Genomic DNA, 16643 nt, shown 5'->3' with positions numbered 1-16643 from the left:
TGGATTTTTTAACTGAAGGAGACTTGAGATGATGAAATTGCGTAGAACCCTGGTCGGCCTGGCCGCCGTTGCGGCCACCTTGGGCGCGCTCTCGACCCCGGCTGTGGCCGCTGAGCCTTACAAGGCCGAGTACCGCATGTCACTGGTGGTCGGTACCGCCTTCCCCTGGGGCAAGGGTGGCCAGATCTGGGCTGACCTGATCAAGGAGCGCACCCAAGGTCGCATCAACATCAAGCTCTACCCCGGTGTGTCGCTGATCCAGGGTGACCAAACGCGCGAATTTTCTGCGCTGCGTCAGGGTGTGATCGACATGGCAATTGGCTCCACCATCAACTGGTCGCCACAAGTGAAGGAACTCAACCTGTTCTCGCTGCCTTTCCTGATGCCCGACTACGCTGCCATCGATGCACTGACGCAGGGTGAAGTGGGGCAGAAGATGTTTGCCACCCTGTACAAAGCAGGCGTGGTGCCGCTGGCCTGGGGCGAGAACGGCTACCGGGAGCTGACCAACTCCAAGCGCCCGGTACGCAGCCCGGCTGACCTCAAAGGCCTGAAGATTCGCGTGGTGGGCTCCCCCTTGTTCCTCGACACCTTTACCGCGCTGGGTGCCAACCCGACACAGATGAGCTGGGCCGATGCCCAACCCGCCTTTGCCAGTGGCGCGGTGGACGGCCAGGAAAACCCGATGTCGATCTTCACCGCCGCCAAGCTGCACAACGTGGGACAGAAGAACGTGACCATGTGGGGCTATATGGCCGACCCGCTGGTGTTTGTGGTCAACAAGGACATCTGGGCTTCCTGGACACCGGCAGACCAGGCGGTGGTGCGCCAGGCGGCCATCGACGCCGGCAAACAGGAGATCGAAATTGCTCGCAAGGGTCTGGCTGATGCCGGACAGCCTCTGCTCAAGGACATCGCCGCCATGGGCGTCAACATCGTGCAGCTGAGCACTGCTGAGCGCGACGAGTTTGTCAAGGCCACGCGCCCGGTCTATGAGAAGTGGAAAAAAACCATTGGCGCTGATCTTGTGAGCACCGCCGAAAAAGCCATTGTGGCGCGCAAGAAGTAAGCCAGTGACGCCGCCACCCGCAGGGTGGTGGTATTGCCCCTTGCCTGTTCATCAAAAGCAGGCCGTCTGACGCCCATTGACACCGGCGTCAGGCATAGAATGACCTGTCATGAAAACGGGATCAGGTCTTCGCCTGGCACTTCTGTCGTTGTTGATCGTTGTACTCAGCGTGGCGGGCAGCGTTTATTTCTGGGTCTCCCTGGTCGATAGCGAAGCCACGGAACTGCAAAACGCCAGAATCCGCCACGAGCAACGCGCTGACCAGCTCAGCATTGCAGTGTCCCAGCAGTTTGATGCTGTCATCCGAAGTGTGGACACCGCTCTCAAGCACCTGCGCAAGGTGTATGTGCATGACCGCAAGAACTTTGATGCAGCGGCGCAGGAGTTGCTTCGAACGTATCCCCCGGACATGTTGCAGTTCGTCACCGTGTTCGGTGCCGATGGCTACCTTCAGTACTCATCCGATGGAAGCACCGAGCGACTGTTTTTTGGCGACCGGGAGCACTTTCGCGTGCACGCTGACAGGCAGGCAGACGCGCTGTTTATCAGCAAACCCATCGTCGGGCGCATCTCCAGTGTCCCGCTGATCCAGATCACCCGTCCAATTCTTGTGGACGGCCGGTTTGTCGGGGTGATCGGCATCCCGTTGCGGCCGGACTATATGGCGCGACTGCTCAATGCCATGCAAACCGACCCGCTGGACCTGGTCACCATCGTGCGTGCAGACGGTCGTTTTGTCACCCGCAGCCGCAACCTCGAAGCAGCACTCAAGACCCAGTTGCCCCTGTCCCGCCCGTTCCTGTCGGCACAACCCGGTGCACATGGCCGATTTCGCGACATCTCGACACTCGACAAAATTCCGATGCTGTTCTCTTGGCGCAAATTGACCGAGTGGCCAGTCAGCGTGGTGGTTGCGGTCAATGAGAGCCCGGAGTTGCTCAGAATCGGGCAGGGTCATGCAGTGGAGCGCCAGCGTGCCCTGCTGGGTATGGCAACCCTGACGCTGTTTGCAGTCGCCATCAGTTTCCTGCTGCTGCGGATTGGGCGAAAAAATGCGCAACTCGCCCAAAGTGATGCGCGCCGGCAACAAGAACAACTGTTCAGCCATGCCATTTTTGACGCGGTTGGAAATATCGGCCTGGTCATTGACCGCAGTGGAACCATCGTCCGGTTTAACCAGGCGGCACAGGACTTTACCGGTTACGCCTTTGCCGAGGTCAAAGGCCAGGCCTATTTCTGGACGCGATTTTTCCCGCCTGATCAGCAGGCCGCAGTGCAAGAGGTATTCAAGTCCTTTGCCACCGGGAACATTCCCCACCACTATGAAAACTACTGGATCAACCGCAGCGGTGAACAGCGGCTTCTGGCCTGGTCCAATACCACCCTGCCGGACCCACAAGGCCAGCCCTGTTACCTGGTTGCCATTGGACTCGACATCACGGCAAGCAAACGGGCTGAAGAGCAGCTGCGTCAGGCTGAATTGCTGCTGCGCTCGGCCGTTGAAACCATCGGTGAAGCCTTTGTCGTGTACGACCCGCGCGATCGCCTGGTATTTTGCAACGATCAATACCGGGCGTTTTATGCCACTTCAGCGCCCGCCATCCAGGAGGGCCGCACTTTTGAAGAAATTCTGCGCTATGGCCTGGAACGGGGCCAGTACGCAGCCGCCATCGGGCGGGAAGAAGACTGGCTGCAAGAGCGTCTGGCGATTCGTCGGCGCGGCGAGCAGGAGCTGATCCAGAAACTCGACGATGGCCGCTGGGTCAAGATCAGGGAGCGTCGCACACCGACGGGTCACACCGTTGGTTTTCGCGTCGACATCACCGAGCTTTACCTCGCCAAAGAAGCCGCCGAAACGGCCAACCTGGCCAAAAGTCGCTTTCTGGCCACCATGAGCCATGAGATCCGCACCCCGATGAACGGCATTCTGGGTATGGCGCAGATGCTGTTGACCCCCCATTTGGACGAGCAGCAACGCAACGACTATGCCCGCACCATTTTGTCGAGCGGTCAAACGCTGCTGACCCTGCTCAATGACATTCTGGATTTGTCAAAGATCGAAGCGGGCAAGTTCCAGCTCGAACGCACCACGTTCAGCCCGCCGGACCTGCTGCACGAGATTTGTAACCTGTTTGCCGGTACGGCCCAGGCGAAAGGTTTGCAACTGGATGCGCGATGGCACGGCACACCCAAGCGACGCGGTCTGGCCGATGCGCACCGGTTGCGCCAGATGCTTGCCAACCTGTTGGGCAATGCCGTCAAGTTCACGCAGCAGGGACAGGTCCTGATTGAAGTCAGCGAACGCGACCGCCATGGCGACACCTTGTGGCTGGAGTTTTCGGTACAAGACACCGGTATCGGCATTTCGGCCGACAAGCTGGGCTTGCTGTTCAAACCGTTCTCACAAACCGACAGCTCAATCACCCGCGAGTTTGGCGGATCGGGGCTGGGCTTGTCGATTGTGAGTCATCTGGCCAAAGCCATGGAGGGTGAGGTGGGGGTGAGCAGCGAACCCGGTGTTGGGTCGCGCTTCTGGTTCCGGGTGCCGATTCAAGTCCTTGCCGAAACCCAGGACAGTCGCCAGTCAGAGCGTGCGACCGCCGGCCAGACATCTGCCAGCCCGGCGTTGTTGCACGGCCATGTGCTGGTGGCCGAAGACAATCTGGTCAATTGCCTGGTGATTGAAACCTTGCTGGGCAGCCTGGGGTTGAGCGTAGCGCTGGTGCACGATGGCGAGCAGGCGGTTCAAGCCATCGAGCAGGCCGCCTCCGGCGCCGACCCCGATCAACATCAGCGGCCAGATCTGGTCCTGATGGATTTGCAGATGCCGGTACTCGACGGTTACCGCGCCACGGAGCAAATCAGGCAATTCGAACTGGCGCGGCAACAACGCCGTATGCCCATCATTGCCCTGACCGCGGACGCATTTGAAGAAGATCGGCAACACTGCCTGGCGGTCGGGATGGACGACTTCCTGACCAAGCCGATTGACCTGGAAGCACTGAAATCCGCGCTGGCCAAATGGTTACCCGGGCGGTCGATGCCCGTTGACGATGCTTCCTCCTGAACCCAGTGGATAGACCCTCGCCTCTAACACCGGCAGCCCGTGAGCGGCCACAATGCGTTGTATGACGCCTGCAACTCCTCCGATGCCAAAGAGCCGCCACCTGCGGGCCACCGATTTGCGAGCCGTCGCCCAATTGGCCGTTGAGGCCACGCATGCCATCACCCGCCTGAGCGAGGGCGTCCACCAGTCGGTCTGGCGTACCCTGGGCGCACCCAGTGGTGGCACCACCGCCCAAACGCGTGGCTTGACCGGGCTGGTCTACCAGAGCATTCAAGGGGTCACTCGGCTGGTTGGCCGGGGCGTGTCGGCCGCGCTGACCCAACTGGAGCCGCTGTTGCAACAACTGGAAGGCGCGCCAACGGCGTCGCCCGAGCGCGCTGCCGTGCTGGCGGCACTCAATGGTGTGATGGGTGACCGGCTGCAAGACAGCGCCAGTCCGCTGAGCACCACCATGACGCTACGTTTTAGAGAGCATTTAGGCCAATACTCAAAAGCGCTGGACCTCAGTTTACCTATAAATGATCAGATATCCGATGCATCCCCCAAGCTGCTGCTGGTGATTCACGGCCTGTGCATGAACGACCTGCAGTGGAGCACTGAGCAAGGCGGTCATGATGTCAACCACGCCAGCACCCTGGCGCAGGCGCTGGGCTTTACGCCGATCTACCTGCGCTACAACACAGGCCTGCACGTGTCGCAAAACGGCCATGCGCTGGCCGACCAGCTGGAACAATTGATGCAAAACTGGCCGACGCCTGTGACCGAACTGACCGTGCTGGTGCACAGCATGGGCGGGCTGGTGACACGCAGCGCGCTCTACTACGCCGCGCAGGCTGGGCTGCACTGGCCCCAGCTGGTCAAAAGTATCGTCTTCCTCGGCACGCCCCACCACGGTGCGCCGCTGGAGCGCGCCGGCAACTGGGTCGACGTGATACTGGGCAGCACGCCTTACAGCCGCCCATTTGCCAAACTCGGGCAGCTGCGCAGCGCGGGCGTCACCGATCTGCGCTATGGCCATGTGCTGGATGTGGACTGGCAGGGGCACGACCGGTTCCGGCGCAAACCCGACAGCCGCCAGCCTGTGCCGCTGCCAGAGCACATCGCCTGCTACACCATCGCGGCCACCACCGCTGCTCAACGCGGCAAACTGGCGGACCGACTGATCGGAGACGGACTGGTACCCCTGCATAGCGCCCTGGGGCATCACGACGACCCGGCGCGGCAACTGGCGTTCGCCCCTGAGCACCAACGCATTGTGTACCGCACGAATCACATGCAGTTGCTCCACAACCCGCAGGTGGGTCAGCAGTTGCTCAACTGGCTGGCTTGATCTGCGACGATACCGGGAAAACTCGGTTACCTTTGGCCTCCATGAAATTGATCCGCCTTGACCCGTCTCACGCCAGTGACTACCGCGCGCTCATGCTCGAAGCTTACGCGCAGCACCCGCAAGCATTTACCTCCAGCGTGGAAGAGCGTGCCAGGTTACCGCTGGGCTGGTGGGAAAGCCGCCTTGCCCCCGGTGACGCACCCGACGAGCTGGTATTTGGCTGCCTCCTGGACCATCAGCTGGCAGGTGTGGCCGGCCTGGCGTTCGAGCGGCGGGACAAGGTCAGGCACAAGGCCAGCTTGTTTGGCATGTATGTTCCAGCAGAGTACCGCCGGATGGGGCTGGGCCAGCATTTGGTTCAACACGCACTGTCCTATGCCAGAACCCGGCCCGGCGTCCGATTGGTACAGCTCACCGTGACCGACGCCAATGTTGCGGCCCGGTCGCTGTATGCACGCCATGGCTTTGTGCCCTTCGGTCTGGAGCCGATGGCAGTGGCCGTGGGTACCTCTTATGTCGACAAGTTGCACATGTGGTATGGACTCGACCGCCCAAGCACTCGGGAGTCTTTTGAGTTACCATAATTTCCCATGGCAAGTCCGCTCAAGTATTTTCCAGAAGCCAAGCAACGCGAGATGGCCGCGCAGGTTTGGGCATTGGCTGCCACCAAGACAAATTTCTTTTCTGATATTTGCAGTGTCAACCAGTATCGGTTCACAACCCCCGACGCCAGACAGGTTCTCCATGCCAAAGATTGGCTCACTTACTACCGTCAAGACGGTGCCCAGGAGGACAATGACTCCGTCAATCGGCAACTCAACAAAGCGCCTGGCTATTATTCCGGGGAATGCATTGCCGATGTAGAGCATTTTTTTGTAGCCGCGTTCATGGAGGTCGCGATCGGGCCGGCACTGACCCAGGTGGGGGTTGTTGGATGGGAAACATTTGACATTGTTCTGAAGCGTCCCGTGCTGAAAGCACTCGAAGCCGATGCTTTGGGAGGCAATGTTGCTGCTGCTTTTTTCAATGGGTTCCACGGTGGTCTCGGCGCCTGGTTCAAGTCGATCAAATGGAACTACGGCCAAGCGATTCGCGCTCAGTCCGGTATCGCATTTGGCTCTGAGCTGCTTGAGGGTCAGTCGGCGATCCCGATCATTGGTGACGGGGCGATTGCCATTGCCAAAGCGACTGCAGCGCTTCGCGATGCCGTCAATTTTGTTCAAAAGACGCTTGCCACCCCCCCGCCACGCATGCCAACGTTTGACACTTCGCCGGTCGGTATTTGCCCGATTTCGCCTGGTCCAGGTGCAACGGACAAGGAGTTCAAGCTCGATTTCAACGATCCCAAGCGCCGATCGCTTTCGGCCGTGTCGATGGCGGTTTACCAAACGTTTGACCTCTGGCCCCTGATTTGGTGGCACAACCCGAGCCTCGCAGCAAACCCGAACAAACTTAGAGGCCTCACCCATGTCCGGTATCGTGAGCTCTCAAGCTACTCGTCCTCTGAAATCGCCAAAGCCAAAGCTGCCGCACCCAGTTGGAAGAGTTTCGCTTTATAAATCTTCGGGTTCGCCAATTGACACCGAATGGGAGTGACAGATCAAGACACCGGCCGTCGCCATCCGAACCGGATTCTGGATAGCCTCTGCACTTTTGACCAAGGTTGAAGCCTGTCAATCAATGTTCCAAAGCTCTTCGACTGCACCGGTGTTTCCACGCGGACTTCGACTCGTCAGAATCAACACGCGTATCGCCCACGCCAAGCCACCCTCCTTTGTACAAGCGAAGCCACACTCATGAATACCCTACCCGCCCTACCCTGCTACCTCAACGGTGAGTTCACCACCTTGCCCAATGCCAAGATCAGCGTCATGGACCGGGGCTTTATCTTTGGCGATGGCGTGTACGAGGTGGCACCGGTGTACCAGGGGCGCTTGTTCCGCTTCGAAAACCACATGGCGAGGCTGGAACGCAGCCTGAAGGAACTGCGCATCCCCAACCCTTTCACGCGCATGCAGTGGGCTGAAATCGCAATCAAGTTAATAGCTACTTATGCTGATTCCATAAGCGCCAAAGCGCAAAATACCGACCAATTGATCTACCTGCAGATCACCCGTGGCGTGGCCATGCGCGACCACGTCATGCCCGAGGGACTGACCCCCACAGTATTTGTCATGACCAACGGGATGAAGCCGCCTAGCGCCGAGCAGCGCAGCCAGGGTGTCGCTTGCGTCAGCGCCGACGACTTTCGCTGGGCCAAGGCGCACATCAAGGCCACCAGCCTGCTCGGTGCGGTGTTTGCGCGCCAGATCAGCTTTGACGCCGGAGCAGTTGAGACGGTAATGTTTCGCGACGGCTATTTGAGCGAGGCCGCCGCCTGCAATGTCTGGATTGTCAAAGACGGCAAAGTGCTTGGGACACCCAAGGACAATCTGGTGCTGGAAGGCATTCGTTATGGCCTGATCGAAGAAATTTGCCGCGACCAGGGCATTGGCTTCGAGCTGCGCCGCATCAGCCGTGCCGAGGTGTTGGCCGCCGACGAACTCATGTTGACTTCTGCCACCAAAGAGGTGCTGCCAGTGACACTGCTCGACGCCCAGCCGGTGGGCAACGGCAAGCCCGGCCCGATGTATGCCAAGCTGTACGCGGGATACCAGGCGGCCAAGGCGCAGGCGCTGTCCGTTAGCGCTGCTCTCTGACGCCGCTCCGGCGACACGCAACGTGTCCGATTCCTCTGGGCATTGATGGGCCGAGCGTGGTGAATCCCCGGGAACAAAATCCCCGCCTATGGGCATGATTTGCCCGTTACCACCACAGGTGCCACCCTGGCCTCTCATTCACACCATTGTGGAGCCGAGTTCAATTGATTCCGGAGGCGCCGGCTCGCCTGGAATGCCAGGGCCTGGTCACGCGGTCAAACCCGTCAGATCAGCGTCAGGCGCGGGCTAAGCCGGAGTACACTGCAAAGGTCGTTCTGGCCCCTGCACCAGCCGATGCTGGGCAGGCAATTTCAACCACAAGGAGCTATTTGATGAAATTCAAACTTTTCGCCGCTGCTGTTTTGACCTCTGCTGCACTCGTTGGCACCGCCAGCGCCCAGCAGTTTTTCCGCATCGGCACCGGCGGTACCGCCGGCACTTACTATCCCGTAGGCGGGATGATCGCCAATGCGGTCTCACAACCCGGCAAGATCATTGCCACCGCACAGGCCAGCAATGGTTCGCTGGGCAATGTCAATGGTATCGCTGGCGGCGCGATGGAAGCGGGGTTCAGCCAGTCCGACGTAGCCACCTGGGCGCAAACCGGCACCGGCATTTTTGAAGGCAAACCCAAGGTGGCTGGCCTGCGCATGATTGCCAACCTGTACCCGGAGAGCATTCACGTGGTGGTGAAAAAGGGCTCTGGTTTCAAGAGCATTGCCGACCTCAAGGGCAAACGCGTGGCGCTGGATGAACCCGGCTCGGGCACGCTGATCAACGCCCGTCTGGTGCTGGCCGCCTACGGCATCAAAGAGTCTGACATCAAGCCCGAGTACATCAAACCCAATCAGGCCGGTGACAAGATGAAAGACGGCGCACTTGACGCCTTCTTCTTCACTGGCGGCGCACCTGCGGGTGCCATTGCCGAGTTGGCCAGCGCCGGTGGCGGCATTGAATTGCTGCCGATTGACGGTGCCGCTGCTGATGGTCTGCGCAAGTCCAGCACCTTCTTTGCGGTGGACTCGATCCCGGCTGACACCTACAAGGGTGTCGCCGCCGTCAAAACCCTGGCGGTCGGTGCGCAACTGGTGACCAGCGACAAGGTCGATACCGACACCGTCTATCAAATCACCAAGGCGCTGTACGGCGATGCAGCGCAGAAGTCGCTCGCTGCTGGTCACGCCAAGGGCAAGTACATCACGCTGCAAAACGCCGTGCAAGGCGTTGGTATTCCCTATCACCCGGGTGCCGAGAAGTTCTACAAGGAAGCCGGTGTGTTGAAGTAAACCGCGCTTGACTCAGCGCGCCAGATGGCACCTCACCCAGGTGCCATCTGGCGCATGGTTTGACGGGCGGCATCACCGCCCGTTTTTGTTGGAAAAACCTGAAGCCTTCCACTTATGAGCACCATTCCCGTCACCCTGCCAGATGACAAACAGCTGCTGGCGCTGGAGGAAAAGTTCGACCCCGAGATGCGCTTTCGCCCCTCGGTGCCGCCAGGCACGGTGCTGATCAAGTGGTTGCTCATCACCTTGAGTTGTTTTCATTACTACACGGCCGGTTTTGGCTTGTTGCGCGAAACCACCCATCGGGGCGTGCACCTGGCGTTTGTGCTGGGGCTGATTTTTCTGGTATTTGCCGGCAGCAAGGCGGCGGAAAACCGCTCGGTGCGTCACAGCCTGGCATCACCCGGCGGCATTCCGCTGTACGACTGGCTACTCGGTATTGCTGTGGCGCTTGCCGTGCTGTACATCCCCTACACCTTTGAAGACCTGGCGTTTCGCGTTGGCAACCCCAACAACTTCGACGTGATCTTTGGCACGGTATTGTTTGTCGCCTTGCTGGAGGCCACGCGGCGCAGCATGGGCTGGCCACTGCCGCTCATTGCGCTGGGCTTTACCTTTTACTCACTCTTTGGCCAGTATTTCCCCGGTTTGCTGCAGCACGCCGGATCGAGCTGGAGCCAGTTCATCAACCACCAGTACCTCACCAGCCAGGGCATCTACGGTGTGGCCGTTGGCGTGGTGGCCACCTATGTGTTTCACTTTGTGCTGTTTGGCGTGATGGCCACGCGTATCGGGCTGGGGCAACTGTTTCTGGACATTGCATCGAGCATTGCCGGACGCTACGCCGGTGGGCCGGCCAAGGTCAGCGTGTTTGGCTCGGCCATGTTTGGCATGTTGTCGGGCTCGTCAGTGGCCAATGCGGTCACGGTCGGCTCGCTCACCATTCCGGCCATGATTCGCGTAGGCTACAAGCGCGAATTTGCCGGCGCGGTGGAGGCTGCTGCGTCCACCGGGGGTCAGATCACGCCACCGGTTTTGGGTGCGGCAGCGTTTTTGATGATCGAGTTTTTGGGCCTGCCTTACCAGACCATCATCACCGCAGCCATCGTGCCGGCCTTCATGCACTTTTTTGGCGTGTTCATGCAGGTGCACTTTGAGGCCAAACGCTACGGCCTGCGCGGCCTGACCGAAGAAGAAATGCCCAAATTGCGGCAAAGCCTCAAGATGCGCTGGCCCACGCTGATTCCGCTGTTTTTGCTGATCAGCATTCTGGTCAGTGGCCGCACGCCGTATCTTGCGGCGTTTGTTGGCATCACCTCGAGCGCCATCGTGGGTGTGACCACCCAGGTGCAGGGCAACACGGTCAAAAACTGGCTGCTGATGGCGGTGATGCACCTAGCGCTGGTGGCTGTGGCCTTTACTGATCTGGATGAGATGACCAAACTGGGCATCTTTGGTGTGGCGATGGCCATCACTCTGGTCACCATGCGGCTGGCGAAGATTCGTGGCCGCATCGAACTGGCGGTGCTGGTCGAAGCGTTTGAAACTGGGGCGAAATACGCGCTGGCAGTGGGCGCGGCAGCCGCCACGGTGGGCATCGTCATTGGCGTGGTCACCCTCACCGGCGTGGGTTTCAAGATCAGCTTCATCATCACCGGCGCGGCCACGGCCATAGCCAATGGGCTGAGTGTGATCGTGCCCAGCTACCTGATGGCCATGCAATCACTCACGCTGTTGGCGGCACTGGTCATGACGGCGGCGGTGTGCATCTTGATGGGCGCGGGCATTCCCACCACCGCCAACTACATCATCATGGTGACAGTGGCCGCACCGACGTTAGTGCAGCTCGGCGTGGAACCGCTGGTGGCGCACTTCTTTGTGTTTTATTACGGCGTGCTAGCTGACATCACGCCGCCAGTCGCGCTGGCGGCCTATGCGGCAGCCGGTATGGCTGGCAGCGACCCGTTCAAGACCGGCAACACCGCTTTCCGGCTGGGCATCGCGAAGGCGCTGGTGCCATTCGTATTTGTTTTCTCGCCGTCGCTGATTCTGGTGGCCAAAGGCTTTACGTGGGCAGACTTTGCCATCACCTTCACCGGTTGCGTGCTGGGCATCACCTTTTTGGCGATGGCGTTCTCCAAGTTCTTCCTGGTCGAGATGAAACGCTGGGAGCAAGCGTTGTGCATTGCCGCTGCGCTCCTGATGGTGGCTCCCAGCCTGAGCGCCACCTTGATTGGCGTTGGCATGGTGGTGCCGGTGTTACTGCGGCAGGGGAAGGATTGGCGCCTGACGAAGCAGGGCGTCCATTGATGCGGTAAGCGGCGGGGCACGGGGCCGCACGAAATGGCAACGGGGCTGATCTCATCCTCGCGGGCGGTCCGCGTCCTTTCCCATTAACGCCAGACCACGGACTGGCAAGCCAATTTGTCGAGCAAGCGCAGCATGCTGTCCCTGGATTGGTAAAGTTCTTGCAACAGCAGATTGGCATCGTGACAGTTGCCTGATCTGGCAAGTGCCAATGCAGCGGTAGCCAGTGAGTGCCCTTGTTCGTGGTAAACCGCGATTTCCTTGTACTCTGGCGCTTTGCCATATCGGGTCACTCCGCTACCCCGATACCAACGACCAAAACTACAGATATTGCTATCGGCCTCAATGACCACATCACCATCCAGTTCCGTCACCTGTCGGGTCACTTTATCCACCCAGGCCCGATGGCTTTGAGCCGCGACCTGCAAGGTGACATCCTGGCCCATGGAAGGAATGACCATGGCGCCCCAGGACTGTCCCACATACCAGGTGTGCAGCCAGGTTTCCACCTGATCAGCCGGCATGGGCCTGGAAATGCCATAACCCTGCGCCAGATGGCAGCCAAAGTGGAGCAGCACGGCGCCATGCTCCAGTGTTTCAACACCTTCCGCAATCACCGGTCTGTTGAAGGCTTGCGCCAGGCGCACGACACTCTCCACAATGCCGAGACCACCCGGGTCCTCCAGCATCACGCGCACAAAGCTCTGGTCAATCTTGAGCAGTTGGACGGGCAGATTGAGGAAATAGGTTAACGACGAATAGCCCGTACCAAAGTCATCCAGCGCAAACTGAACCCCGAGTTTTCGGCACTGGGTGATGGTTTCGACGGCTTTCTTCATATCGGCCAGTGCCGCTGTTTCAAGGATCTCAAGCTCCAACCGTTCAGGCGCGACTTCAGGATGTCGCTCCAGAATCAGGCGCAATCTCTCGGCAAAATTGTCACGCAGCAGATGATCGGCACTGACGTTTGCGCTCACCATGCAATCGATGCTGGCCCTGCTCCAGGTGGCCATCTGCTTGAGCACGGTGTCGATAACCCACTCGCCCACCATCACTTCCAGTTCACTGCCGTCCATGTAGTGCAAGAATTCGCCGGGCGAAAGCAGCCCTCGCTCCGGATGCTGCCAACGAATCAACGCTTCAAATCCCACGATGTCGCCGTTGCGCAGATTGGCCTTGGGCTGAAAATAGAGCACAAACTCTGATTTATCCAAGGCTTCACGCAGGCGTTGCATGTAATGCCGCTGCGTCTGAACCTGCCGGTCGTGCCGGGGATCAAAGAAGTGGTAGCTGTTCTTGCCAGTCTCCTTGGCCAGGTACATGGCCTGGTCGGCGTGCCGCAGCAAAACATCGGCATCAGCGTCGTCAGACGGATAAATCGTGACACCAACACTGGCCGACACCGCCACCAAGTTCCCGGCTATTTCGATGGGCTCCTTGACGACCTCCAGTACTCGGTCCAGCGCCAGTTGGCTTTCTTGCGGACCAGCCAGGTCAGTCAACAGAAGAACGAATTCGTCGCCGCCGAGTCGCCCCAGGGTGTCGTCTGTTCGCAAGACCTTTCTCAAACGTCTGGTGATTTCCACCAGTAGTTTGTCGCCGCCGTCATGTCCAAACCGGTCATTGACGACCTTGAACCCATCGAGATCGAGGTAGCAGACGGCCACCGACCGTCCGGTCCGTCGGGTACGCAAAAGGGCTTGACTCAAACGGTCCAGCAGAAGTCGGCGATTGGGAACCCCGGTCAGCATGTCAAAGTGCGCGATGCGATACAACTCTTCTTCGTGGGCTTTGAGCAAACTGATGTCAGAAAAGACGCCGATGTAATGCTGCAGTTTGCCCGCGCTGTCTCGAATCACAGAAAGAGACAGTATTTCGGTGTACAGCTCGGCGTTATTGCGCCGGTTGCAGACCTCTCCCTGCCAGAAGTCATGCTCGGCGATGGAAGACCACATCTGTTGGTAGAACGCAGCATCATGCTTGCCTGACGCCAACAGTTTGGGCGTTCGGCCAAGCGCCTCGTCGCGTGAGTAACCGGTGATGCGCGTGAAGGCCGGGTTGACATCCACAATGGTCTTATCGGGCGCGCAAATGATGATGCCTTCGTAACTGTTCGCGTAAACACTGGCAGCCAGCCGCAAGCCCGATTCGGCGCGCTTTCTTTCACTGACATCCCGAATCACAGCGCTGAAATGCGCGCCGTTCGAGGTCGCCCAGGAACCCAGTACCAGTTCTATGGGAAATTCACTGCCACCCTTTCGCAGGCCAATCAACTCGAGCACCTTGCCCAGCAGGTGAGGGGGAGTCCCTTCGCGCAAACGAGCCATCGCCAGATCATGCGCATGGTTGAGTCGCTGCGGCATCAAACGGTTCACCGATTGACCCAGCATCTCGTCGGCCGTGTAACCAAAAAGATGGCAAGCACCTTCGTTCCATCCAATCACCAGCCCATTGGCATCAGCCTGAATGATGGCGTCCGGGGCGGTATCCACCACCGCGCGCAAGCGTTGTTCTTTTTCACTCAATACCTGCGCCATCGCCTCGACCTGCTGGCGCTGCATCTCCGACTCGCGCAGCGCCTTGTAGGTCCGCAGTGCAACGTACACCGAGACAAAGATCTTGTCGGCAGTCAGCTCGGATTTCAGGCGGTAACCGTCAATTTCGTAATCCGTCACCACCTCGCGCTGCGGCGCATAACCGGGTTGTCCGGTCACCAGTACGATCTGAACCATGCGGTTGCAGATGTCACGACGGATATGGCGCACCAGATTCAATCCGGCAAGCTCAGACTCCATCACCACATCCAGCAGTATCAACGAGATGTCCGGATGCTCGGCCAGGATTTTCTTGGCCTCAGCAGCCGAGTGGGCGTCCAACAATTGCAGTGGTTTTCCCTCCACCCGCATGTCCCGAAGCGCCAGGTTCAGTACGGCATGAATGTCTTTTTCATCGTCCACCAGCAGCACTTTCCAGGCCGACACGGTGGATCCATCGGGCCCTGCTGCGGACTCTGGTTCAGGCGCAAACAGGTCGGAAAAGGCGTCGGAATCAGTCATGGCTTTTCTTTCAGACCATCATGGTTAGGGACCTCAATGCGAAAGCACACCCCCCCACTGGGGCTGCGCTGAACGGTGATGCTCCCGCCCAGCCTCTGGGTGATCAGGTTGTAGACGAGATGCATGCCCAGGCCAATGCCATTTTGCATATCGGTGGTAAAAAACGGGTCGAAAATTCGCGCCTGCGCCTCAGCTGTCAATCCATTGCCATCATCGGAGTAAACGAGCGACAGCATGGACTTGGCTAGAACAAGCTCCACTTGAATACACCCCGCGTCACGACCCTTGAAACCGTGCTGCAGCGAGTTGGATACAAAGTTGGTGAAGATGCTGGTCCAGTCCCCCGGGTAGCTTTCAATCTCCAGAGAATCATCGCAAATCACACTGACACGAATGCGTTCGGGCGAGATGCGATCACCAAAACTGTGAATGACCTCATTGAGGCAGTTTTTCACCCGGAATCGACTTTTCGTCTGCGGTAAACCATTCACGGCCACCTGCCGAAACTTGTCAATCAACAACCCGATGCGCTCCAGATTGGACAGAATCAGTGTCGACTGCGCCTGAGAATCCTTCAGATAGACCTGCAGGTCAGACTGCGTCATACGCCGCTCTGAAAAGCTCTGCGACAGATTCTGGGTGCGTGACTGCATGGTGGACGCAGCCAGAACGCCGACGCCCACCGGCGTGTTGATTTCGTGGGCCACACCGGCCACCATCACACCCAAGGAAGCCATTTTTTCTGCTTCAACCAGGCGTTTGCGGGTTCGGGCGTTTTCGATTGCCAGCGCCATCATGTCGGTCATGGCCAGCGCCAGATTCAGGTAGCGCTCACGCTGCTGCGGGAACGCAAGCGCATCCACCACAACATGACCAAACACATGGTCATCACGCGCCACACGCAGCATGAATCCCTGGTCAGAGCTTGTCCATCCATAAGGTGCAGTCAGGGCGTGGACCTGCTCAGCAATTTCAGCGGGTATATCGGTGAATTCGGCCCCTGGTTGGGGTTCCGTTGAGACGTAATACCAGATGCCCGGTGCAAATAGCATGCGAAACAGGTCCTCAACGGCACTGATGACCTCGGGCTCCGTGCGCGCCTTGGTCATCCGGGCCAACAGGTCCATGGCTGTCATGTGGTCTGCCAGCGCACGCGCATGACTTTTCGCCTGCAGTCGGACAAGACCGTCAGATTGACCAAGTCGCCATGTGAGTACCAGGCGACTCAGGTAGAGCCGAAGGTGATCCAGCCCGACTGCCAAGCGGTGCGCTGGTATGCCCACGGCGATCTCGATTTCTGCCAGCAATGCAGCAGCCCTGTCGTCGATACCTGTGTCCAGCAACACCAGCCGCTTGGCAAAGTCCTGAAAAAAAGCTGGCGCGGTATCGCTGGTAAACCCGAGATCTTCCACATTTTCTCGCCAGCCTTGCAACCACGCTGGACTCATCAGGTAGCCACCACCCGACATGACCTCGTTCACCAGGGTGGCACCAGCCAGCAGATGGAAACACTGCTCCTGAATCAGCACCCGTGTGAGCGGAAAGTCTGCGGGCGGGTCTCCCAGCCCTGCAAGGCAGGCACGCCCCAGAACGATCACCTCCGAGCAATCAGCAGGCAAAAGACCTCGAAGGTCTTGCCACTGGACCGGGGGACGCCCACAACGCGCGGGAAAAGCCAATGAAACGACATCGGGCCAAGCCTCAGCCGCCAGGCTGGCCTGCATCTCCAGCTGAAAATTCTGGCATCCAAAGATACAAAGCCTGGCCATGAAAAGTTCACCAGTGTGAGGTGCTTACCCGTGCCAGTCCGCTACCCACGTGAGTGGATA

Annotated in this window: 10 protein-coding genes; 8 read left to right on the top strand and 2 right to left on the bottom strand. The window is 59.0% G+C overall.

Features of this window, described 5'->3' with window-relative positions; translation table 11 throughout:
- Positions 1-31 precede the first annotated feature (31 nt).
- The 8 genes from KBF66_RS04095 (at position 32) to KBF66_RS04060 (ending at position 11761) form a co-directional block, all read left to right on the top strand.
- On the top strand, positions 32-1069 hold the full coding sequence (locus KBF66_RS04095; protein WP_296652782.1) for a DctP family TRAP transporter solute-binding subunit: 1038 nt from the start codon (positions 32-34) through the stop codon (positions 1067-1069).
- 109 nt (positions 1070-1178) lie between these two features.
- Positions 1179-4136 carry an ATP-binding protein gene (locus KBF66_RS04090; RefSeq protein ID WP_296652634.1) on the top strand — a complete coding sequence of 986 codons (2958 nt, stop codon included), beginning with the start codon at positions 1179-1181 and terminating at the stop codon, positions 4134-4136.
- An 82-nt stretch (positions 4137-4218) separates the two neighbouring features.
- Entirely contained in the window at positions 4219-5466 is a 1248-nt protein-coding gene (locus KBF66_RS04085) for an alpha/beta hydrolase (protein ID WP_296652632.1), read from the top strand.
- A 41-nt stretch (positions 5467-5507) separates the two neighbouring features.
- On the top strand, positions 5508-6050 hold the full coding sequence (locus tag KBF66_RS04080) for a GNAT family N-acetyltransferase (protein WP_296652628.1): 543 nt from the start codon (positions 5508-5510) through the stop codon (positions 6048-6050).
- A 51-nt stretch (positions 6051-6101) separates the two neighbouring features.
- A complete protein-coding gene (locus KBF66_RS04075; RefSeq protein WP_296652624.1) occupies positions 6102-7025 on the top strand; it encodes a hypothetical protein in 924 nt (307 codons plus the stop codon).
- Between the two features lie 237 nt (positions 7026-7262).
- Positions 7263-8165, top strand: a complete 903-nt coding sequence (locus KBF66_RS04070) for a D-amino acid aminotransferase (protein ID WP_296652621.1) — start codon at positions 7263-7265, stop codon at positions 8163-8165.
- A gap of 332 nt (positions 8166-8497) precedes the next feature.
- Positions 8498-9451 carry a TAXI family TRAP transporter solute-binding subunit gene (locus KBF66_RS04065; RefSeq protein ID WP_296652618.1) on the top strand — a complete coding sequence of 318 codons (954 nt, stop codon included), beginning with the start codon at positions 8498-8500 and terminating at the stop codon, positions 9449-9451.
- A 114-nt stretch (positions 9452-9565) separates the two neighbouring features.
- Positions 9566-11761, top strand: a complete 2196-nt coding sequence (locus KBF66_RS04060; RefSeq protein WP_296652615.1) for a TRAP transporter permease — start codon at positions 9566-9568, stop codon at positions 11759-11761.
- Positions 11762-11844: 83 nt separating this feature from the next.
- On the opposite strand, the gene KBF66_RS04055 is transcribed toward KBF66_RS04060, so the two are convergent.
- Positions 11845-14814, bottom strand: coding sequence for an EAL domain-containing protein (locus tag KBF66_RS04055; protein ID WP_296652612.1), 2970 nt, complete (start codon positions 14812-14814; stop codon positions 11845-11847).
- Complete coding sequence (locus tag KBF66_RS04050; RefSeq protein ID WP_296652609.1) at positions 14811-16583, bottom strand: ATP-binding protein; 1773 nt, start codon at positions 16581-16583, stop codon at positions 14811-14813. The genes KBF66_RS04055 and KBF66_RS04050 overlap by 4 nt, the downstream gene beginning before the upstream one ends.
- Positions 16584-16643: the final 60 nt, after the last annotated feature.

Source organism: Rhodoferax sp., from assembly GCF_018063565.1.
In the GTDB taxonomy this organism is placed as follows: domain Bacteria; phylum Pseudomonadota; class Gammaproteobacteria; order Burkholderiales; family Burkholderiaceae_C; genus Rhodoferax.
The sequence above is the reverse complement of the archived record's forward strand: the minus strand, read 5'-3'. Positions and strand labels throughout refer to the sequence as shown.